Genomic DNA, 20,872 nt, shown 5'->3' on the forward strand with positions numbered 1-20,872 from the left:
GCGTTCGTCATCCTGCGCGGCGGCACCGACGACACCGCCAGCGGCGAATCCGCCCTCAAGGAACTGCGCGAGCACGTCTCCCACGAGATCGGCCCCATCGCCAAACCCCGCCAGATCATGGTCGTGCCCGAGCTGCCCAAAACCCGCTCCGGCAAGATCATGCGACGGCTGCTGCGCGACGTCGCGGAAAACCGCGAAGTCGGCGACGTCACCACCCTCGCCGACTCGTCCGTCATGACGCTGATCTCCAAGGGCCTGAACAAGTCCAGCGACGACTGATCACGACGCCCGACGCGCCAGGGGCGCCCTCTCACTGGGGGCGCCCCTGGCGCGTTCGTGGCTGTCAACCCAAACGTGAATCCGACGACCTCGCCGATTCGCAAGCAACGTCATGACCTGGGAAAATACGGTTCCGATCTTGTTTGCGCCGGCAATCATGCGGGCCGTGGATGTTAGGATTCCGGTAAAGGTGTGCCGGGAAGACTGGTCGGCGTCGTAGTTCGTGCTATCCGCGATCGGAGCCGCCAGTGTCGAAAGCCGCCCGCAACCAGTCCCGGCCCGCCAAGTCGGCTCGAACCTTCGACTTCGGCTCCTACCTGCGGACCGAAACCGTCGGCGGCATGGTCCTGTTGGCCGCGACCGCCCTCGCGCTGCTGCTGGCGAACTCCCCCGCCGCCGGGCTCTACCACTTGGTCCGCGACTTCGAGATCGGGCCGCACTTCCTGCACCTGAGCCTGTCCGTCGGCGACTGGGCCAAGGACGGCCTGCTCGCGATCTTCTTCTTCGTCGCCGGGCTGGAGCTCAAGCGCGAACTCGTGGTCGGCGAGCTCTCCAACCTCAAGAGTGCGCTGCTGCCCGTGATCGCCGCGATCGGCGGCATGATCGTGCCCGCCGCGCTCGCCTTCGCGATCGGCCACGGCGCGCCCGGCGCGCACGCCGCGTGGGCGATCCCGGTCGCGACCGACATCGCCTTCGCCCTGGGCGTGCTGTCGCTGACCGGCTCCTGGATGCCCACCGCGGCGCGGGTGTTCCTGCTCAGCCTCGCCGTGGTCGACGACCTGGGCGCGATCATCGTGATCGCCGTGCTGTTCACCGACGGGCTCAGCGTGCTCGCGCTGATCGCGGCGGTCGTGCTCTGCGTCGTCTACTGGTACCTGCAGCGCAAGCGGGTCACCACGCCGTGGCTCTACGTGCCGCTGGCCGTGGCCACCTGGATCGCGGTGCACACCAGCGGCATCCACGCGACGATCGCCGGCGTGGCGCTCGGGCTGCTCACCCGCGTCCGGCGCGACCCGCACGAGCCGGCTTCGCCTGCGATGCGCCTGGAGCACCGGCTGCAGCCCTGGTCGGCCGGGCTCATCGTGCCGGTGTTCGCGTTCTTCGCCGCCGGCGTGCCGGTGAACGGCGAGGCGCTGGCCGCGATCGGCGAGGACCGGGTCGCGATCGCGATCATCATCGGCCTGGTGGTCGGCAAGCTGATCGGCATCTTCGGCAGCTCCTTCCTCGCGGTGAAGCTGGGCATCGGCGCGAAGCCGGACTCGGTGCAGTGGCGCGACATGGCGGCGCTGGCGATGCTCGGCGGCGTCGGTTTCACGGTCAGCCTGCTGATCGCCGACCTGTCGCTGGCCGGCGCCGCGGCGGAACGCGCCAAGGCCGCGGTGCTGATCGCGTCCACCATCGCGTCGCTGCTCGCCGCGGCGGTGCTGCTGCGGCGCGGCCGCAAGATCAAGAACGGCAACGGCGACTCCTGAGCAGCACACCCGTCCGGATCACCAGCTCACACATGTCACTCGCGGGTAACGCACCGCGAGTCGCCCGGTCGCGTGCTGATCGCGCGTGGCACGATGGGTCACGTGAACAGCGCCCAGAAGAGCACCAACGGCAGCCGTGACGGTGCGGGGTGGACCGCGGTCACGTCCATCCCGCTGTCCGAAGAGGGCACTGCTCCCGACGGGCAGTCCATCGGCGCGTTGGTACGCGATGCCACGACGCACCTGTCCACATTGGTCAGGTCCGAGGTCGAGCTGGCCAAGACCGAGCTCGCCGGCGAGATGAAGAAGGCCGTCAAGGGCAGCGTCTACTTCGTCCTCGCGCTGACCGTGCTCGGCTTCAGCTTGTTCTTCCTGTTCTTCACGCTGGCCGAGGGGCTGGCCCAGCTCGGCCTGTGGCGCTGGGCGGCCTTCGGCATCGTGTTCCTGGCGATGCTGCTGGTCGCGGGCCTGCTGGCGCTGCTCGGCTACATGCGGGTGCGCAAGATCCGGGCGCCGAAGCGCACCATCGAAACGCTCAAGGACACCAAGCAGATCGCCAAGCGCCACCACGCCGAGGACACCCCGGCCGCGTCCTGACGCAACCCGGCGCTCCACTTCCGCTGGTCACGGGGCCGTGAGTCTTTTGGGTCGCTATAGCAGCCTGTTTTGGATGTGGTGACGTGCGGATGTGGTAATGCGGGTCGTTGTCTTTGAAGCGGCGCAGCCGCTTAGCCCACCTACGCAACCGGCACCGCCGCGGGTTCACGGTGCCCGCCCCTCCGGGGTTCTCCCAGCGAGGACAGCCCCGACGTGGTGAATTGGCCATTCATGATGTCGGGGATCCCACAGCGAGAAGACCGCGGTGACTCCCGCAAGGGGGGCCGCCACCCGCACCGCCACGCAGGGCGAGTTTGGAAACAGCCTCTATAGCAGCCCAAAGGACTCACGGCCCCGTTCCTGTGGTGCTCGTGTGGATCAGCTGGTGCAGGGGCCGGTGTCGACCTCGGTGGTCAACTTCGGTGCCGCCGTCACCTCGTCCGCCACTTCCTCCGCCGTGAGCGCGAAGCCCGTTTCCGGGTCGTCGACCGCCGCTCCGAAGACCACGCCCACGACCTTGCCTGACGGGTCGATCAGCGGCCCGCCGGAGTTCCCGCTCTGCACCCTGCCGCGCACCGTGTAGACGTCCCGGACCACGGTGTTCGCGTCGTAGATGTCCGGACCGCGCAGCCTGATCCGCTCCCGGATGCGGCCCGCCGACGCCGTGTAGGGCCCGTCCAGCGGGTAGCCCAGCGCGATCACGTCGTTGCCCGGGCTCGCCGGGCCCGGCGCGAAGGTCATCGCGTCCGCGTCCAGATCCGGCACCGACAGGATCGCGACGTCCACGTCCGGCTTGTAGAGCACGACCTTCGCGTCGAACTCGCCGCGGCCGATCTCGATCGCCACCCGGTCCGTGCCCGCGACCACGTGCGCGTTCGTCATCACCCGATGCGGCGAGATCACGAAGCCGGTGCCCTCCAGCGCCCGCGCGCAGGACGTGGCCCGGCCCCGAACCTTCACCACGCTGGCCCGCGCGTTGCGCACCGCCTGGCTGTTGGCCAGCGCCTGGTCCGGCGGCGCGATCTCCGCGACCGGGGTCTCCGAGAAGGGCTCCAGCGCCTGCGGAAAACCGGACACCCCGAGCATTTCGCGCAGATCATCCGGGAGCGCCTTGGCCGAGGCGGGCATCACCGAGTTCACCGCGGTCAGCACCTTCGACCGGCTTATCGCGGCCGCGAGACCGGGCAACGCGGACGCCGACGTGAACGGCAACGCGATCAGCCACGCCACCACGAGCACCGCGACGAACTGCAGGACCGCGCCCAGCGCGTTGTCCACGCCGGTCAGCTTCGGGGAGGTGATCCGGTCGCGCAGCTCCCGCCCGGCCCACATGCCGAAGGTCTCGCCGAAGGCCACCAGCAGCACCACGATCCCGACGCCGAAGGCGAGGCGGGCGACCGGGCTGTCCAGGCGGTCCAGGATCAGCGGCGCCAACTTGAGGCCCACCACCGCGCCGATGAACACGCCCAGGAACGAAAACAGGGCGGTGACCAGGCCGCTGCGAGCCCCCGACACCGCGGCGAGCAGTGCCAGCAGCACCACCAGCAGGTCGACCCAGTTCACCCGCTCACCTCATTCTCGCCGACGATCGGCCCGCACCACGGTCCCAGAACCCGGCCTTGAGGCGATCCCGCGCGTGCTGGGAGACGAAGTCCATGAACAGGTTCTCAAACCGTTCACGAACGTCCGAAGCCGATGTCCTCGGCCTCCTCGGCGGCCCGCCACGCCTCGTCGAGTTCTCGCACATCGGCGCGGTTCCAGCGACGCGACCAGCCGGCCAGGTCCAGCAACCCGGACAGCAGCCCGCCGGTGAAACCCCACACCAGCATCCCGGGCACCAGGAACGCCGGGCTCGCGTGCCGGCCGGTCAGCTCCACCCGCAGCCGGTTCGCCGGATCGGTGAGCCAGGAGATCGGCACCCGGGCCACCGACGCCGTCTCGCCGAGATCCACCGGCGCGACCGGGGACGGCTCGGCCCAGTACGCCAGCACCGGGGTCACCCGGAAGCCGCTGTGCGCCACGTGCAGTTCCGGCAGCGTCGCCACCGGGCGGACGCCTTCTGGCCGCAACCCCACCTCCTCGACGGCTTCCCGCAGCGCGGCGTCGACCGGCCCGCGATCAACATCGTCGAGCGAGCCACCCGGGAAAGCAACCTGGCCGGGATGCGAGCTCAGCCCGTCGGCGCGGCGCAGCAGCAGCACGTCCGGACCGTCCGGGCCCTCGCCGAAGAGCACCAGCACCGCGGCCGGGCGGGCATCCGCCGGCGGGTTCTCCCGCGGCCAGCCGAAGTGCCCCGGATCGAGGTCGGCGGACCGCTCGGCCAGGCCGCGCAACCAGTCGGGCAGCTCCGCCGGGTCGACCAGCGGGCCCGTTCGCCGAGGGTTCACCGGGCGCTCCCCAAGGTCCGGTCGACGGCGGCCCGGATCTCCTCCGGAGTCTTGAACGCGACCGGTGGATCGATGCGGCGCACCTCGCCGGAGGCGGTCACCACGTAGCTGATCGGCAGCACGTTCGGTGCCTTCAGCGCGGCCCTGATTCGGTTATCCCCGTCATGCACGTTGGGGAAGTGAACGCCCAGCTGGGTCAGAAGGTCAAGACCGTCCGCCGGATCGCTCTGCACCTGGACGCCGAGCACCCGGATCGCGCCCGGCTGCGCGGCGTAGGCCTGCAGAGCGGGCAGCTCGGTGCGGCACGGCGCGCACCAGGTCGCCCAGAGGTTGATCAGCGTCGGGCCACCGGCGACGGCGGCGCCCGCGTCGGCGGGCCGCCCGTCGGCCAGGCAGCTGCCGGTGATCCCGGCCAGTTCCGCCGGGCCGCCATCGGCCGCCGGGCAGGGCTGCAGCGCCGCCGCCGCTCGCTGCGCGGGGTCGACGGCGCGGGCCGCCGGCGGTGGCGCGGGCGCGGCTGTCTGCTCTTGCTGCTGGTCGGCGTCGCGCGGCCAGAGCGCGATCACACCCACGACGGCGAGCACGACCACCACGATCGTCCAGCGGATCTCGTTGCCATAGGCGCGCAGGTTCACGCCACCGGCTCCTTCGCCGCGGCCTGCTCGACGGTGCTCTCCGGGACCTCGTCGGCGACCCCGGCCAGCGCCAGCAGCCGCGGCGTCTCCGGGCCGCGGACCAGCTTCGCCGCCGGGGCGGGCTCGGTCGGGCCCAGCCCGTACGACGGGCAGTCCTTGGCCAGCAGGCAGGCGCCGCAGGCGGGCTTGCGGGCGTGGCAGACGCGCCGGCCGTGGAAGATCACCCGGTGCGAGAGCATCGTCCACTCCTTGCGCGGGATGAGCTCGCCGATGATGTGTTCGACCTTGACCGGGTCCTCCTCCGCCGTCCAGCCCCAGCGCCGGACCAGCCGCCCGAAGTGGGTGTCCACCGTGATGCCCGGGACGTCGAAGGCGTTGCCGAGGATGACGTTGGCCGTCTTGCGGCCGATGCCCGGCAGCTTGACCAGCTGGTCCAGCTTCCCCGGCACCTCGCCGTCGTACTTCTCCACCAGCGCCGCACCCAGGCCCATCAGCGACGCGGCCTTGTTCCGGTAGAAGCCGGTGGAGCGGATCATCTCCTCCAGCTCGGTGCGGTCCGCCGCGGCGTAGGCGGCGGCCGTCGGGTACCGCCTGAACAGGGCCGGGGTGACCTCGTTGACCCGCTTGTCGGTGCACTGGGCGGACAGGATCGTGGCGACCGCGAGTTCCAGGGGCGTCTCGAAGTCCAGCTCGCAGTGCGCGTCCGGGTACGCTTCGGCCAGCGCCCGCAGCATCCGGCGGGCCCGCCGGACCAGCCCCAGCCGGGTTTCACCGCCCGAGCCGGCGCTGGCACTCTTGCGCTTCTTCCGAGCCAGGTCTGACACCCCACCAGACTACGGATCCGATCGCTCCGCCAACCGGCCGCACCGGCGCGGCTCCCGGCCGCCGGGGCGTGTCGGGCGCCGGGGGCTTGCGCACCCGGATAGGCTGCGCTGCGACACGGTCCGGGCACCCCACCGGATCATGGGCGCCGACCGTCACGACACGTGGTCGGATCGTCACGCTCGCCGGGAACCCGACCCCCGGTTGCACCCGCCCCGAAGGTATGAGCGAGGATTCAAATCATGATGGCTGCCTGGTTCGTCATCGTCGTGCCGCTCGTGATCATGTTCTTCACCCTCTTCATGGAGCGCGTGGAGGCCCGCCTGCGGCACGTTGCGGTGCAGGAGAACGAGGTGGAGGAGCTGCTGGAGAACGCTCGCCCCGACGAGGTGCGGGCGCTGTTCCGGCAAGGTATTGGACGCGCGCTGGAGTTGTTCCAGCTTCGCAGGGTGGGACGGGCCGGTAGACTGCGTACTCGCCGTTCCCGCGACCAGTCTTAGAATTACTGGTAGTGATCGGCGGCACACCGCTAGATTCGCACTCGCGGGTCCGGCACCACAGACAGCCGCCGCGTCTCAACATGGAGGGACGAGGTGGACGAGACACTGGCCCGGGCCGGCATCTTCCAGGGCGTTGAGCCGGCTGCGGCAGAAGCACTGGCCCAGTCGCTGGAACCGGTCGAGTTCCCGCGAGGACACGTGATCTTCGCCGAGGGCGAGCCGGGCGACCGGCTCTACATCATTCAGTCCGGCAAGGTGAAGCTCGGACGCAAGTCGCCGGACGGCAGGGAGAACCTGCTGGCGATCATGGGCCCGTCGGACATGTTCGGCGAGCTGTCCATTTTCGACCCGGGGCCGCGCACTTCGACGGCGACCACGGTCACCGAGGTCCGCGCGCTGAGCATGGACCGGACGGCGCTGCGGCAGTGGATCGCCACTCGCCCGGAGATCGCCGAGCAGCTGCTGCGCGTGGTCGCTCGTAGGCTGCGCCGGACCAACGGCATGCTGGCCGACCTGATCTTCACCGACGTGCCCGGCCGGGTCGCCAAGGCGCTGCTGCAGCTCGCACAGCGCTTCGGCAGCCAGGAGGCGGGCCTGCTGCGGGTCACCCACGACCTGACGCAGGAAGAGATCGCGCAGTACGTCGGCGCATCGCGGGAGACCGTGAACAAGGCGCTGGCGGACTTCGCGCACCGCGGTTGGCTGCGGCTCGAGGGCAAGAGCGTGCTCATCCTCGACCCGGAGCGGTTGGCCCGCCGCGCCCGCTGACACAAGCGACGTCGCGAACTGACGCGCGTCGGCCGACGGGTCCGGGGTTCATTCCCGGGCTCCTCAGTCGACGCGCGTTTTTTCGTGTCCGAAAGACAACCCGCATGTCACCTGCCTCGTGTAAACCTTGATCGGTTGAACGACAGGCTGGGGGCGGCATGCACTGGATCGGCTACGTCGGGGCGGCGATGCTGCTGCTCCTCGGGATCGCGATCATCTGGGACCGGATCAAACGCCAGCCTTCGCGGCGCCGCGCGCGCATGCAGCGCAACCGCAACTACGCCGCGCGGCGGCGACTCAGCTCGACGAGCAGCAGCGGCTTCGTCGATTCCGGCACCACCTGGCACCACCACCATCACGGCGACTCGGGTTGGGGGCACGACTCGGGCGGCGGCTGGGACTCCGGTGGCGGCAGCGACTCCGGCGGGGGTGGCGACTCCGGCGGCGGCGGGGGCGGGGGCGACTGAGATTCCTTCACTTTTCGTGTCCGGGTCGCAACCCTGAGCTGGCGACGCGCGTCCAACCTTGGACCGAGGACCGGACCGAACTGAGGGGATCGACCAGATGGAACCGGCCTTAATCCAAGCATTGGTCCTGCTTGCCGTGATCGCGGGCGCCGGACTGGTCATGGCAGCGATCATCGCCTCCACGTCCGGCAAGGACGACGGGCCTCGTCGTTCTTCCGGCGCGACCGCGTCCTCCGCGAGCTACGTCGACGCGAGCAGCGATTACGGCAGCGGGTTCGGCGGCGACAGCGGCGGCGGATTCAGCGGCGGCGACAGCGGCGGCGGCGGCTTCAGCGGTGGTGGCGACGCCGGCGGGGGCGGTGGTGGTGGCGGTGGCTTCTGACGTCCGTGCCTGCTCCAGATTCATGTGAAGGGGCTGGACGCCGCCCCCGACGCGGCGCTCCAGCCCCTTCACATGTGCGTGGTTCGTCCCCCGACGACTAACCACGCTCCCCCGATCCTCCGATGCGTCGGCCCCGAATCCTTGGCACCAGAGGAAAGTTCTCTTGTCGAAGATGCTGGACGGCCGGTGCCACCAGCAACCCCTCTCACCTTCCAGGACGCAGCCACCCACAGCCCGGTTGCAGAGTTCACCCGGATTGCGTAGCCGCTCTTTTAGGAGTGTGCCCTGTTTCGTCGTCGGGCGAACCGGGTAGAAGGTCCTTTTCTGGCACGCGTGAGGCGGATTACCCGAATCCGAGTTGGTACTGTCGTACCAAAATTGGAATACTGGTTCGCGTGTCCCAATCCATGTCCCTCACCGACTACCGCACCGCCCTGACCGCCCCCGGCGCCCGCTGGCCCGTCATCACCTCGCTGCTCGGCCGCCTGCCGATCGCGATGGTCGGCCTCGCCCTGATGCTGTACGTGCAGCGCCAGACCGGGTCGTTCGCGGCGGCCGGACTGGTGTCGGCGGGCGCGCTGATCGGCGTCGCCTGCGGCTCGGTCGCGCAGGGCCGGGTGATGGACCGGGTGGGACCGACCGTGCCGCTGTACGTGATGTCCGGCGTGTTCGCGGCGCTGGTGGCCGTCGAGGTGGTGGTCATCGAGCTGCACGCCCCGGTGGCGCTGATGACGGCGCTGGCGTTCCTGGTCGGCATCAGCGAGCCGATGGTGGGCCCGGCGTCGCGGGCGCTGTGGGGGCGGCTGCTGCCGTCCGGCCCGGCGCGGGACGCGGCCTACTCGTACGAGGCCATCAGCATGGAGGTCTTCTTCATCCTCGGCCCGGGCCTGGCCGGGCTCATGGTCGCGATGCCGTGGCCGGGGACCGGGGTCGTCGTCGGCGCCGCCTGCATGGTCGTCGGCAGCGTCGGTTTCGCCTCCACCCGCGCCGCGCGCAGCCACCGCCCGGAGCCCGCGCCCCGAGGCAGCGGCAGCCTGCTCGGAGCGATCGCCAGCCCGGGGATGCGGACCGTGGCGCTGGCCGCGCTGGGCTTCGGCATCCTGATCGGCTTCGTCGAGGTCGGCGTGCCCGCGGCGGCCGTGGCAGCGGGCCACCCGACGGCCGGCGGCCTGCTGCTGAGCCTACTGTCGGTCAGCTCGGTGATCGTCGGCGTCGCCTACGGGCTGCGGCCCTGGCCGCGACCGATGCACCTGCGGCTGCCCGCGCTGCTGTTCGGCTTCGCCGCGCTGCTCACGCTGCTGGCCGTGCCGTCGACGCTGTGGGGCCTGTGCCTGGCGCTGCTGGTGGCGGGCAGCCTGATCACGCCGCAGTCCACCGCGCATTCCGTGGCGATCGAGATCGCGGCGCCGGCAGGCACCGCCACCGAGGCGTTCGGCTGGGTGGTCACCTCGGTGACGTTGGGCGCGGCCATCGGCCAGTCGATCAGCGGGCAGCTGGTCGAGATCAGCGGCCCGGCGGCGTCGTTCCTGACCGCGAGCGCGGTCGGCGTCGTCCTCGCGGCGGTCCTCTGGCTGCGCCGCGGCACCCTGGTTCCCACCACCTCCCGCGCCGACCTCTCCCTCGCCAGCAACTGACAGAGGCTGTTTCCAGGCTCGTTTTGCGTGGCGGTGCGGGTGGCGGCCCCCTGCGGGATTTGCGGTCGCCACCTGGCTGTGGGATCCCCGACTTACGTATGACCACCTCGCCAGACGACGTCTGAGAACCCGCGGCGGTGCGAGTTGCGAGGGTGGGCTAAGCGGCTTCGCCGCTTCAAAGAAAACGATCAAGAACCAAGAACGGCCCGTTTGACTGCGGAAACATTCTCCTGATCGGGCTGTCGGTGCGGGTGGCTAGCTTTCGCGCATGGACCTCGACGTCACCATGGCGACCCGGACGCTTGCGCATGCCGCCACCGATCTCGTTCGCCTGCTGCCCGGGCGGGTGCTCGACCCGGTGCTCAGCGGCATCGTGCTCGAAGCCAACGCGCACGGCGTCGTGCTCGCCGGCACCGACCGGGAACGCAGCATGCGGCTGAGCCGCGGAGCTCGGACGCACGTCGAAGGCCGTGTGCTCGTGCCCGCCCGTCCCTTCGCCGAGACGCTGCGCAACATCGACAGCCCGGAGGTGCGGCTCGTCGTCGAGGGCCGCAAGCTCGCGCTGCGCACGCCGAATGCGCGCTTCGCGCTCCCCCTGCTCGATCTGACGTCCCATCCCGGCATCCGCGAGGCTCCGCCGCGCGTCGGCGTGCTCGACATCGACGTCCTGCCGCTGGCCGCTGTCGCGGCGTCCACCGCTTCGCGCGACGATGCGCTGCCGGTGTTCACCGGCGTGCACGTCAGGCAGCTCGGCGAGCGGTTGGTGTTCGTCGGGACCGACCGGTTCCGGATGGCGGTGGCGAGCGTGCCGTGGGAGTCCGAGGTGGCCGAGCTCGACGTGCTGATCCCGGCGAGGCTGCTCGCCGAGATCGCCAAGCAGGCCGACGACGCCAAGGTCGTGCTGCACGCCGACGCGGACCGGGTCGGCATGAGCTGGCCGACGACCGAGGTCAGCAGCACCGTGCTGGACGCGCCGTTCCCGAGCGAGGCGCGCCACCTGGCCGACGCCTTCGACGGCACCGTCGACGTCGCGGCCGCCGAGCTCGCCGGGGCCGTGCGCCGGGTGACGCCGTTCGCCGGGGCGCAGGGCACGCTGCTGCTGGAAGTCGGCGACGCCGAGGTGCGCGTGCGCGCAGCCGACCAGCAGTTCGGCGACGCCGAGGAAGCAGTCAAGGCCACCACCAGCGGCGACCGCATCACCACCGCCTACCAGCCCCGGTACCTCTCCGATGCGCTGCAGGCGTTCGGCGCGCAAACCGTCCGCATCGGCCTCCGCTCGGGCACCCGCCGTTCGACGGTGATCACCGCCGCGGAGCCGGACCCGTCCGGAGCCGAACTGCACTACGTGCTGATGCCCAAGCGGTCCTGAGCTCTCCTGGAGGGCATTGTTGATCTCGCTGTGTAACCATCTTGATCACTCGGACAGCGGTGACGGGAAACTCCGCGCCGTATCAGGATGGAAAGGCGTTGAAGGCTGGGCATCCGCACAAGCGACGACCGCCGCACTGGGGAACTACGCCGATCCACTCCGGGGAGGAGGGACGGTCGACACCGACCGGCCGCCTGTGGCAGAGAATCCGTCATGGCCTGAAGAAACCCTGCTCGGAAAACTGGATCCGAAGAGCCGAGCCGTGCTGCTGGGATTGGGTTCGAAGAAGAGCTACGAAGCTGGGGAGACGCTTCTGGCGCAGGGGGTGCCGGCATCACATGTGGTCTTGCTGCTCCGCGGCATCGCCAAGGTGACGGCCGGCCAGGAGAACGGCACCGAAACCCTGCTGGCGGTGCGCTTCGGCGGTGATCTCGTCGGGGAGATGGGCGTGCTGGAGGAACGGGAGCGTTCCGCGACGGTAACGGCCTGCTGCCACACGGTGGCACGGCGGATTGAGGCCGCAGAACTCGAACGGTTCCTGAACCTGCACCCCAAGGTCTCCATCCAGATCACCCGGATGATCAGCGAACGGCTCCGGTGGGCGAATGAGCGTCGGCTCGATTTCGCCGCGCACAACGCGAAAACCCGGGTGGTGCGGGTGCTCGCGCAGATCGCCGAAACCTATGGCCATCACTATCGCAGCGCCGAACCGCGCGAAGTTCCCCTGCGGCAGGAGGACCTGGCTGCGCTGGCAAGCACGAGCCTGCGAATCACACAGGACACCTTGCGGGAGCTGGAAGACATGAACGCGGTCCAGCGTGGTTACCGCAAAGTACTGATCACAAACACCAGTCGACTACATAAAGTCGCGAAGAAACTTAGCCAGAACCCGCAGTAGCGCGCAATGTTCATCCTTTCGCCGTAGCAAAGTTCCCTTCCAAGCAGCGTTCCGTGTTCGTCAGCTTGCAAGGAAGGGCCATAAGGGTGATGTCAGCTCAATTCAGCCGCCGGTTCTGTCTCTCCGTCGACGCGGAGAACTACGGGTCCCAGGACGACCAACGCCAGCGGGCCATCCAGGACGGCGTGCTCGTGGTGCTCGACCAGGCAGCCAACCGCGCCGGACTGCACCGCGACCGCTGGGACAGGCAACCGCAGGGCGACGGGGAGCTTGCGCTCCTGCCCGAGGTCGCTCCGGAGCCTGAGCCGCAGGTCATCGATGACTACGTGCGCGAACTGCGGCGGGCGCTTGCCCAGCACAACCACGGCATGTTGCCCTGCAACCGCCTACGGCTGCGCCTCGCGATGCACTACGGCGTCGCCATTCCCGCCAGCAACGGTTTCTCCGGACAGGCCGTCGTCGTGGTGAGCAGGCTGCGTGACGCCAAGCCGCTCAAGGAAGCGATGGCCGCAGCGCCGGAGTGCGCACTCGGCCTCATTCTGTCGGATCGGCTGTACCAGGAAACGATCAAACAGGGACACACCGAGCTCAGTCCCGACGACACGCGCCAGGTTTCGGTCCGGGAGAAAGAGCTCGCGGAGAAAGCATGGATCCACGTTCCAGGGGTCAACGTCCACCGCCTCGAACTCCCGTCCGCGGATCAGCCGCTTGACCGGCGCAGCAGCGACAAACCGGCGCGGCCGCGCCCCGAATCGACGACGCACAACGAGTTCCACAGCAAGGTGCACGCCGAGCATGCCAACTTCGGCGTGTCCTACTGAGGCCGGGTGGAGCCCCATGTCCAAGGATGAAGCCTGCCCAGAATCAACCGACGCCGAATCCGCCCCGCCGCCCTCCCCTGTTGCCGAGGAGGACGCACTCAGCGATGCGGACGTCGCCGAACTGAGGCGGACCACGCAGGTCATCAACAAGTTCTACGGGAACGTCGATGCCGGGAGCACCCAGTTCGGCGTCTCCCTCGGCGTCACGCACCGCCGCGCTACTGGCCCGGTAGACGAGGCACAAGTACGACAGGCGCACGAGCACTTCGTGGCATCTCCGCGGCACAGTGACGCGGCGCGCATCCTGGTGCAGGAGAACCTCGTTCTCCTGGCTGGGCCGGAGAACACCGGTCGGACGACCAGCGCGATCGTTCTGCTGCACCTCGCGCTGGACGATCCACACGCACCGCTGGTGAGCCTTTCGCCTGCCATGAGCCTGGCCCAGCTCGTCGAATACCCGCATTTCAAGCGCAATCGCGGGTACCTGGTCCGGGACTGGGTGGACGACGCCCAGCCGGACGCGGTCCAGCAGTTCGAGGTGGCCCAGCTGTCCAATCGGCTCCAGAAGCACGGCGCCTACCTCGTGCTGGTCACCGAGTCCGCCCGGATACAGCGGCTCACAACCTCGGCGGTCAAGTGGGAACCGCCGGCGCCGGAAGCAATGTTCGACGAGTACGCCCCACCTCAGCCGGACACCCGGGCACGAGCACATGCGGTCGAGCTGAATTCCCCTGCGGAAGTCGTGGCGTTCGCGAGGAACCTGTCGTACGGGCTGGAAACCGCGCTCGTCCGGCTGGATGGTTCCACGGCGAAGCAGGTGACCGAGTGGTTCGACAGCAAGCCCGAACGACTGAAAACCTTGGAAGCCGCGGCGCTCGCGTTCGCGCACGGACTTCCGGACCGAACCTTCGAAGCAGTTTTCGAGCGGTTGCTCAGGATTGCCGGTCCTGTTCCTATCGACGTGCCGGGCGAATCGGCAATCCGGCAGTCGCGCGCGGACCGGAGCGACCATCCGCTCATCAGCACGACCCTGGACGTCCCGGGGCCGGACGGACTGGCCGGAGAACGCAGGCTCGTCTTCCGTTCCGTCGAGCACCGGGCGCGCGTCATCGCCGAACTCGTCGAGCGGTATGGGTTCGAGCTGTGGGACCCGATCCGGACCTGGCTTCACGAGTTGGTCTCCGAACCGCCGCTGTCGGAGCTGCACTTCCAGATGGCGCTCGGCATCAGCTTGCTCTCCAGGAACTCGCCGCGTGAGGCGGAGCAGGACTACCTGTTCCGGTGGGCGGACGGTACTTCGGTCACGCGGCTGACTGCGGCGCACGTGCTGACATGGATGTGCATCGATGATTCGCTCGCTCCGCAAGCGCTGCGCATCGCGCTGTCGTGGGCGACGAACGCAGGTACTCGGCGTGCGATGACCGCTGCAACTGCGCTGGGCGGTGAGATCGGCGCCCGCTACCCATCAGACGCGATGCGAGTGCTGTGGTTCCTCGCCGCGCGCAGCCAGCGGATCGGTGACATCGCACGAGTTTCACTGGGGCTGCTGTTCTCTGCGGCGGTGGAGAACGCGGCGGACGCGAGTTGGGTCCTGAATCTCCTTCGCAGCCTGGCCCGCCAGAGCATCGGAAACGGCAATGAGTTCCGCCGGATCCAGCTCTCGAAGCGAGCGTTGCTCTCGGTGCTTTCCGGGAACTGCGGAAGCTCCGAGGAAGCTATCACTGCACATGTCTTGCGTCGGCAGCCAGCGAGCATGCACGCGCTCGGGGAAATCTGGGGCTGGGTGTTGTGCAGTGGTTCGCACCGAGGACGGGCGATCGAAGCGCTCCGGCACGCACTGCAAGCGCTCGCTGCTCACGACGGAACCCTGCCGATCATCGCGGAACTCGGCAACGCCATCCGAACCCGTATGCCCGCGCCGCAGCTGGAGCTGTTGCACCGCGATCTCCGCTTCGCGTTGACGAAGACCGATCAAGCGGTCGCATCGACGTTCTTGTCCTCTTTGGATCGACACCAGCACGCCATCACCACCTGACGAGACGGGAACAGTGAGCATGAGCATGAATTTCACGGGCTATCCGGTGGTCGCCGAACACCGCCTTCCCCCGGCGCGGCGCCGCCTGCTCCTCGGAGGCAAGCGAGACCTCGCTGATTTGCCCCCGCAGGAGCCGGGGACGGTGCTGGTGTTCGAGGTGAACGGGCACTACGAGGCGTTCCGGGAACGCCGCCACCTGACGGGAAGTGAGGACGCCGTCGTATTGGCCGTGGCGATCAGTGTCGTTGACATGAGAGAGCGGCTAGCCACGACGAGACTGCTGATCCCGTCGAACAGCCCTGCCGACGACTTCGTCGTCGAAGCGGTTTTCAGGGCGAAAGTGACCAGGCCGGAGGCCGTCGCGGCGGCCGGGCTCACCGACCTGGACGCCACGTTGCGCAGCTACCTCAGCCAGGACCAGGAGTTGCTGGCGCTCGGGCTCCAGTGTGGCGTGGAGGAGATCAACGAGGTGCGCAGCCTGGTCCGGCGGCGGATCATGGCCTACTGCAAGGTCGTGCCGCCGCAGATCGACGGCATGGACCTGTCGCTGCGCGAGGTCCGCGTTCCCACACCAACTCCGCTGCGCGAACACTCCACCGTCGTCCGCGACGAGCGGTGGAACCAGGACGTGGTGGAGCTGCGGCAGGCGCTCGAGCAGCGCGACGTCGAGCGCATCCACGAAATACTTCAGGGCGGCCCGAGCATGGTCACTGCGCTGGGGATCAGCCGGCGTGAAATCCACACCTCCGACGCGGCCCGAGAAGCCTACGAATCCGAAGACCGGCGTCGAAAGCACATGCTCGACCTTCTCCGAACGCTGCCGGACGGCTACCTGGACTCCCTGCCGATCGACGCCATGCAGTTCGTGACCGCTCTCAGCGCAAGTCTCCGTCCTGGCGCGACAGGAGATCCCGTTCTGGATGAGGAGAAACCGCAGAGCGCGTTGCGCCGGGCATCGCGGGATGCCGACAAGCCACCGATTCTCGATGAGGACGGACACGTTGACTGAACTCTGGAAGACCACCAGCCGACGGGTCTGGAACCGAATGCGGAGCGCTGACTACGGCAGGAAGCTGCGCGTTCTGGCCGGGACGGACGAGAACACGCTCGACTGGGTCCCGCACAACCGGACCCGTTACACCGGTGTCGGCGGAGTCGTGCTCAGCACTGCGGTCATCGCGGGTCTGTCCATGACGTTCGCGCTGAGCCAAGTGCTGGGCGGATTCAGTCCGCTGCTCCTGCTCCCTGCACTGCTCTGGACTGTCGTGGTGCTGAACCTCGACCGGTGGCTCATTTCCAGCGCCACGGACACCCGATGGGGGCGCCGAACCGCGATGCTGGTCCCCCGGCTGCTCGTGGCGGGCCTGCTTGGCTTCATCATCGCCGAACCTGTCGTGCTGCGCCTGTTCCAGACCGCGGTCGAACAGCACATCAACGACGAACGCGATCGGCAGGTTCGGGAGCTGGTGGACGGACTGGTCCGCTGCAACCCGCTCCCGGGTGGCCCCCAACCACCAGGCGTTCCGTCTGACTGCACTGGAAAGGTCTTCAGCATCGGCATCGAGCCGACGGCCCTGGCGCGTGAGCTCGCGGCCACCGAGCAGCAGGTGGTCTCGCTCTCGAGCAGCATCCGAACCGACAGCGAGCAGCTCGCCAACCTGGAGAACCTGGCGCGTCTGGAATGCACCGGTGCAGCCGGGCCGGGGCTGACCGGCGTTCCCGGCGAAGGCAGCGACTGCCGACGGCTCCGGCGGGAGGCCGACGAGTTCCGCACCAGCCATCCGATCGAGACTCGCAGCGCAGAGCTGAGCACGCTGAACTCGCGGGTCGCCGAGCTTCGGGACCGGGCCGGTTCCACGCAACGCGACTACCAGCAAGCGCGCGACGCCGAGATTCAGCGGCAACGTGCGGAGCTGGAGAACCATCAGCGAGAAATCGGGCTGCTGGAGCGATTCCGGGCATTGGACGACATGACCGGCCAGAACCCGGTCCTGTGGGGCGCAACCTGGTTGATCCGGCTGATGTTCGTGCTGATCGACTGCCTGCCGATCCTGGTCAAGTTGCTCGGCGGGACGACTGCCTACGACAGGCTGGTGGAGACCCGAACCGCAAGCAATGAACGGATCTACACCGAGGTCGTGCAGAACACCGAGGAAACCGTACTCGGCGAGCTCGCGCTGCGGCGGCACGAGAAGCTGCTGGACCTGCAGAAGCGCCGAGAGCGCGCTGATCTGGACATGCGGCGACACGACGCTGGAATCACCGAGGAGATCAACGAGACTATCGCGGCGGTAGCCGCTCGCATGGCGCCCGAAGAACCCGGGCGGACCAACGGGCACTCGGTCGCCGGAGTCTGATCGTGCCGGGCACCGACGACGCGTGGAAGGCGCTGCTTCAGGTGAATGACTGGATCAAGCTGGCTGACGCCAAGGCTGCGGCGGCCTTAGCAGGTAGCGGAGTGCTGGGCGGCCTGCTCGTGCGAGGTTTCCCGCAGCCGTACGCTTGGGCGCACCAGCCGTGGCACGCGGTGCTGATGTTGGCCAGCTTCCTGCTGGTCAGTGCCAGCACCTTGCTGGCACTGACCGCCGTCGCTCCCAGGCTCCACAGGCGGGGGCGACCTTCTATTGTCTACTTTGGACATATCGCGCACCATTACGCGGAGCTGCACGACTTCAAAGCAGCCTTCCTACCAGCGCTGGAACGCGAAGGTCAGCTGCGGGAGCTGCTCGCGGAGCAACTGTGGACGAACAGCCGCATCGCGCGAGGCAAGCTCCAGAAGGTATCGCTGTCCATCTGGTTACTCGGCGGTGGCCTCACCACCGCCGCCCTCGCTGGTCTTCTGCGGTCTTGATCGGCTGTGGCGGTTTACCGCGAAGCCGATCTCTCCTGGGCCTGAACCTCTCACTGTCAACTCCGGAGCTCGCCCTGTTCCCGCAGGTAGGCGAGTTGGGCTTGGACGGTCCACTCCGCGGCGGGCCAGACCGAGCGGTCGACGTCCGCGTAGACGACCTCCACCACCTGGCGCGGCGTGACCTCCGGCCCGTGCTCGCGGACGGCCGCCCGGACCTGGTCGAGACGCTGTTCGCGGTGCTTCAGGTAGGCCGTCGCGATCGCCTGGGCGTCGGGCAGCTCCGGGCCGTGGCCGGGCAGTACCCGCAGGCCTGGCGGCAGCTCGGCGAGCAGGCGCAGCGACGCGAGGTAGGAGCCGAGGTGGCCGTCGGGGTGCGCCACGACCGTCGTGCCGCGGCCCAGGATGCTGTCGCCGGTGAACACCGCCGGTTCGTCGTGGTCGGCGACGAAGCACACCGAGTCGGCCGTGTGGCCCGCCGTCGCGACCACGCGGAGCTCCACGCCGCCGGCCTTGATGACCTCGCCGTCGCGGAACGCCTCCGCGCCCCGGCACAGCGCCGGGTCGAGCGCGCGCACCGGTGCTCCGGTGAGCTCGACGAACTGCGCGACGCCGTCGGTGTGGTCGCCGTGGTGGTGCGTGAGCAGCACCAGCGACACCGGGCCCTGGTCGGCGACTCCGCGCAGGTGCTCGGCGTCGGCCGGGCCCGGGTCGATCACCACGCAGTCGCCCGCGCCCGGGTCGCGCACCACCCACGTGTTGGTGCCTTCCAGCGTCATCGGCGACGGGTTGTGCGCGAGCAGCACCGACGCGTACGGGGTGACCTGGCGCAGCGTTCCGTAGGCCGGGTGCTGCATCACTTCGTCTCCTCGAATCCGGGTTCGCCCGGCAGCACCGCGTGCCACCGGTCGTTGCGGCGCACCAGTTTCGGCATGACCTTGCCGAGGGTGCGCTCCGTGGCCAACGCCGCAGGCAGGCTGCCGCAGTCGGCGAGCTCGCTGAGCGTGACGCGGGTCGGCGGGAGCAGGTGGCAGCGGCCCGCCTCGAAGTCCGCCAACGCCTGCTGCGGGGTGGACCAGTACGCCTCGGACGCCTCCGTGGTGACCGCGTCGGCCCGCTGACCTGCGGGCATCGCGGCGAGGAAGAACCTCGTGTCGTAGCGCCGTGGCTCGCGCTCCGGCGTCACCCAGTTCGCCCACGGGCGCAGCAGGTCGGCGCGCAGCACCAGGCCTTCGTCGGCGAGGAACTTCGCGAGCGACACCTCGCGGGAGACCAGCGCGGCGCGGTCCTCGGCGTAGTGGCTCGTGTCGCCGACCACCGTCGCCGGGTCCGGCCCGGCCAGCAGCACTCCGGATTCCTCGAACGTCTCGCGCACGGCAGCGCACACGAGGGCGCGGGCCACGTCGGGCGCGCAGCCGAACCGCTCGGCCCACCAGTCCGCGTCCGGTCCGCTCCACGCCACCGACGCGTCCGCGTCGCGCTGATCGACGCCGCCGCCGGGGAACACCGTCATGCCGCCGGCGAACGGCATGCCCTTCACCCTGCGCTGCAGGAACACCTCCGGGCCCGCCGCGCCCTCTCGGAGCAGCATCACGGTGGCCGCGTCCTTGGGCGCGGCCGGCTGCTCGGGCAGCTCATCGGGCACGAATCCCGTTGGCAGGACGCGATCTTCGGGCAGTTGCACCATGCGGGCCACCCTATGCCGGAAAACCTCTAGAAGGTGATTCCAGAATTGATTTTTCGCACGGAGAGCGCAGCGCCCGGCCGACACGCCCGCCCTGCTCGGACCCCCAACTGCAGTAACCGCGATGGGTCAACGGCACCATTGCGGCATGGACGAAGCACTGCGGGTCGGCGTGGTCGGAGCAGGTCCCTGGGCGCACCGGGTGCACGGACCCGGGTTGTACGCGCACCCGGGAACGCAGTTGGCGGCTGTGTGGGCGCGGCGGCCGGACGCGGCCAAGACCTTCGCCGAGCCATACGACGCGGCCGTCGTCGACGACTTCGACGAGCTGCTCGAATCGGTCGACGCGGTGGCCTTCGCGGTTCCGCCGGCCGTGCAGGCCCAGCTCGCGCCGCGGGCGGCTCGCGCGGGCAAGCACCTGGTGCTGGAGAAGCCGCTGGCCGCAGATCCGGCCGGTGCCCGCGAGATCGTCGAAGCGGTGGACGAGGCCGGGGTGGCCGCGCTGCTGATGCTCACCCGCCGGTTCGCGCCGGAGGTGCGGGAGTGGCTGGCGGGACTGCGAGAGCTCGACGGCTTGCAGGGCGGCACCGGACGGTGGCTGGCGGGCGGGCTGCTGGCGGGCGACTACGCCGCGTCGGAGTGGCGCCAGCAGCAGGACGGCGCGCTGATCGACGCGGGACCGCATGCGATCGACCTGCTCGACGCGGCGCTCGGCGAGATCGAGCAGGTGCACTTCGCGCACCGCAGCAGCGACGGCCTCTGGCAGCTCGTGTTCGGCCACGACAGCGGCCTGACCAGCACGTTGACCCTGTCGCTGCGGATGCCGGTACAGCCGGCGATGGTCGACTTCGCGGTGTACGGCGAACACGGTCACGCGCCGCTGCTCGGCCGCCGGACGGCGGCGCGCGACTGCTACGCCCGGCTGCTCGACGACCTCCTCGCGATGATCCGCGAGGAGCGCGCGGAGCACCCGTGCGACGTCCGCCGGGGCCTGCACCTGCAGCAGGTCCTCGCCGACGTCCTGGCGGCGGTGTAGCCGCCAGACCGGTCCAGGCGGAGCCTTCGGGAGAACTGTTTCCGCTGGTCAAGGGGCACGATACGGCCGAGGTTCGGCGAGGCAGGTGTCTGCGGCTTTGCCCGCGACATGGCGGTGGTCCGCTTCTGAAGCGGCGTTCTGCAGGTGCGGGGCCGTGAGTCTTTTGGGTTGCGATATGCCCCCCCAAAAAGGACGGGCCCCGGGGCAGAGGAAAAAGGGGGCGGGGGGGTGAACGGGC

Annotated in this window: 21 protein-coding genes and 1 pseudogene; 16 read left to right on the plus strand and 6 right to left on the minus strand. The window is 69.3% G+C overall.

The features are described from left to right. The 3 genes and pseudogenes from AB0I53_RS44320 to AB0I53_RS44330 form a co-directional block, all read left to right on the plus strand. A pseudogene (locus tag AB0I53_RS44320) lies at positions 1–279 on the plus strand (acetyl-coenzyme A synthetase); the annotation flags it as partial. A 248-nt stretch (positions 280–527) separates the two neighbouring features. Next, on the plus strand, positions 528–1,751 hold the full coding sequence (nhaA, locus tag AB0I53_RS44325) for a Na+/H+ antiporter NhaA (RefSeq protein WP_358615772.1): 1,224 nt from the start codon (positions 528–530) through the stop codon (positions 1,749–1,751). Between the two features lie 93 nt (positions 1,752–1,844). Next, positions 1,845–2,348, plus strand: coding sequence for a phage holin family protein (locus AB0I53_RS44330; protein WP_358615775.1), 504 nt, complete (start codon positions 1,845–1,847; stop codon positions 2,346–2,348). A 378-nt stretch (positions 2,349–2,726) separates the two neighbouring features. Here the strand turns inward: AB0I53_RS44330 and AB0I53_RS44335 are convergent, their stop codons facing one another. The 4 genes from AB0I53_RS44335 to nth all read right to left on the minus strand — a co-directional run bounded on the left by AB0I53_RS44335 (position 2,727) and on the right by nth (position 6,104). Beyond that, positions 2,727–3,911, minus strand: coding sequence for a MarP family serine protease (locus AB0I53_RS44335; protein WP_358615778.1), 1,185 nt, complete (start codon positions 3,909–3,911; stop codon positions 2,727–2,729). Positions 3,912–4,024: 113 nt separating this feature from the next. Further along, positions 4,025–4,735: a CoA pyrophosphatase gene (locus AB0I53_RS44340; RefSeq protein ID WP_358615781.1), complete on the minus strand. Its 711-nt coding sequence runs from the start codon at positions 4,733–4,735 to the stop codon at positions 4,025–4,027. Beyond that, a complete protein-coding gene (locus AB0I53_RS44345; RefSeq protein ID WP_358615784.1) occupies positions 4,732–5,370 on the minus strand; it encodes a TlpA disulfide reductase family protein in 639 nt (212 codons plus the stop codon). The genes AB0I53_RS44340 and AB0I53_RS44345 overlap by 4 nt, the downstream gene beginning before the upstream one ends. Beyond that, positions 5,367–6,104: an endonuclease III gene (gene nth, locus AB0I53_RS44350; protein WP_358615827.1), complete on the minus strand. Its 738-nt coding sequence runs from the start codon at positions 6,102–6,104 to the stop codon at positions 5,367–5,369. The genes AB0I53_RS44345 and nth overlap by 4 nt, the downstream gene beginning before the upstream one ends. Positions 6,105–6,437: 333 nt before the next feature. On the opposite strand from nth, the gene AB0I53_RS44355 reads away from it, so the two are divergent. The 12 genes from AB0I53_RS44355 (at position 6,438) to AB0I53_RS44410 (ending at position 17,917) form a co-directional block, all read left to right on the plus strand. Then, a complete protein-coding gene (locus tag AB0I53_RS44355; RefSeq protein ID WP_029535541.1) occupies positions 6,438–6,692 on the plus strand; it encodes a hypothetical protein in 255 nt (84 codons plus the stop codon). 93 nt (positions 6,693–6,785) lie between these two features. Then, positions 6,786–7,460, plus strand: a complete 675-nt coding sequence (locus AB0I53_RS44360) for a Crp/Fnr family transcriptional regulator (RefSeq protein ID WP_093267402.1) — start codon at positions 6,786–6,788, stop codon at positions 7,458–7,460. A gap of 158 nt (positions 7,461–7,618) precedes the next feature. Continuing rightward, positions 7,619–7,927, plus strand: coding sequence for a hypothetical protein (locus tag AB0I53_RS44365; RefSeq protein WP_358615787.1), 309 nt, complete (start codon positions 7,619–7,621; stop codon positions 7,925–7,927). 97 nt (positions 7,928–8,024) lie between these two features. Then, a complete protein-coding gene (locus AB0I53_RS44370) occupies positions 8,025–8,309 on the plus strand; it encodes a hypothetical protein (protein WP_358615790.1) in 285 nt (94 codons plus the stop codon). A gap of 407 nt (positions 8,310–8,716) precedes the next feature. Then, on the plus strand, positions 8,717–9,943 hold the full coding sequence (locus tag AB0I53_RS44375; protein WP_358615830.1) for an MFS transporter: 1,227 nt from the start codon (positions 8,717–8,719) through the stop codon (positions 9,941–9,943). 268 nt (positions 9,944–10,211) lie between these two features. After that, complete coding sequence (dnaN, locus tag AB0I53_RS44380) at positions 10,212–11,312, plus strand: DNA polymerase III subunit beta (protein ID WP_358615793.1); 1,101 nt, start codon at positions 10,212–10,214, stop codon at positions 11,310–11,312. A gap of 16 nt (positions 11,313–11,328) precedes the next feature. Continuing rightward, positions 11,329–12,210 (plus strand): Crp/Fnr family transcriptional regulator, encoded by an 882-nt coding sequence (locus AB0I53_RS44385; protein ID WP_358615797.1) that lies wholly within the window; start codon positions 11,329–11,331, stop codon positions 12,208–12,210. Between the two features lie 53 nt (positions 12,211–12,263). Continuing rightward, positions 12,264–13,031: a hypothetical protein gene (locus AB0I53_RS44390; RefSeq protein ID WP_358615799.1), complete on the plus strand. Its 768-nt coding sequence runs from the start codon at positions 12,264–12,266 to the stop codon at positions 13,029–13,031. 16 nt (positions 13,032–13,047) lie between these two features. Beyond that, positions 13,048–15,066 carry a hypothetical protein gene (locus AB0I53_RS44395; RefSeq protein WP_358615802.1) on the plus strand — a complete coding sequence of 673 codons (2,019 nt, stop codon included), beginning with the start codon at positions 13,048–13,050 and terminating at the stop codon, positions 15,064–15,066. Positions 15,067–15,085: 19 nt separating this feature from the next. Beyond that, the gene (locus AB0I53_RS44400) at positions 15,086–16,075 is read left to right on the plus strand and encodes a hypothetical protein (protein ID WP_358615805.1); all 990 of its coding nucleotides are present in this window, start codon (positions 15,086–15,088) and stop codon (positions 16,073–16,075) included. Continuing rightward, the gene (locus tag AB0I53_RS44405; RefSeq protein WP_358615807.1) at positions 16,068–17,423 is read left to right on the plus strand and encodes a DUF4407 domain-containing protein; all 1,356 of its coding nucleotides are present in this window, start codon (positions 16,068–16,070) and stop codon (positions 17,421–17,423) included. Before AB0I53_RS44400 ends, AB0I53_RS44405 begins: the two co-directional genes overlap by 8 nt. A gap of 2 nt (positions 17,424–17,425) precedes the next feature. Then, positions 17,426–17,917, plus strand: a complete 492-nt coding sequence (locus AB0I53_RS44410) for a Pycsar system effector family protein (protein ID WP_358615810.1) — start codon at positions 17,426–17,428, stop codon at positions 17,915–17,917. Between the two features lie 56 nt (positions 17,918–17,973). On the opposite strand, the gene AB0I53_RS44415 is transcribed toward AB0I53_RS44410, so the two are convergent. Both AB0I53_RS44415 and AB0I53_RS44420 read right to left on the minus strand, forming a co-directional pair. Further along, positions 17,974–18,771 (minus strand): MBL fold metallo-hydrolase, encoded by a 798-nt coding sequence (locus tag AB0I53_RS44415; protein ID WP_358615833.1) that lies wholly within the window; start codon positions 18,769–18,771, stop codon positions 17,974–17,976. Further along, a complete protein-coding gene (locus AB0I53_RS44420; protein ID WP_358615812.1) occupies positions 18,771–19,601 on the minus strand; it encodes an NUDIX hydrolase in 831 nt (276 codons plus the stop codon). Before AB0I53_RS44420 ends, AB0I53_RS44415 begins: the two co-directional genes overlap by 1 nt. Before the next feature lie 145 nt (positions 19,602–19,746). Between AB0I53_RS44420 and AB0I53_RS44425 the strand changes: the two genes are divergently transcribed. Further along, positions 19,747–20,634, plus strand: a complete 888-nt coding sequence (locus AB0I53_RS44425) for a Gfo/Idh/MocA family oxidoreductase (RefSeq protein ID WP_358615815.1) — start codon at positions 19,747–19,749, stop codon at positions 20,632–20,634. The last annotated feature ends 238 nt before the right edge of the window (positions 20,635–20,872 follow it).

This window comes from Saccharopolyspora sp. NPDC050389 (assembly GCF_040655595.1).
GTDB lineage: Bacteria > Actinomycetota > Actinomycetes > Mycobacteriales > Pseudonocardiaceae > Saccharopolyspora.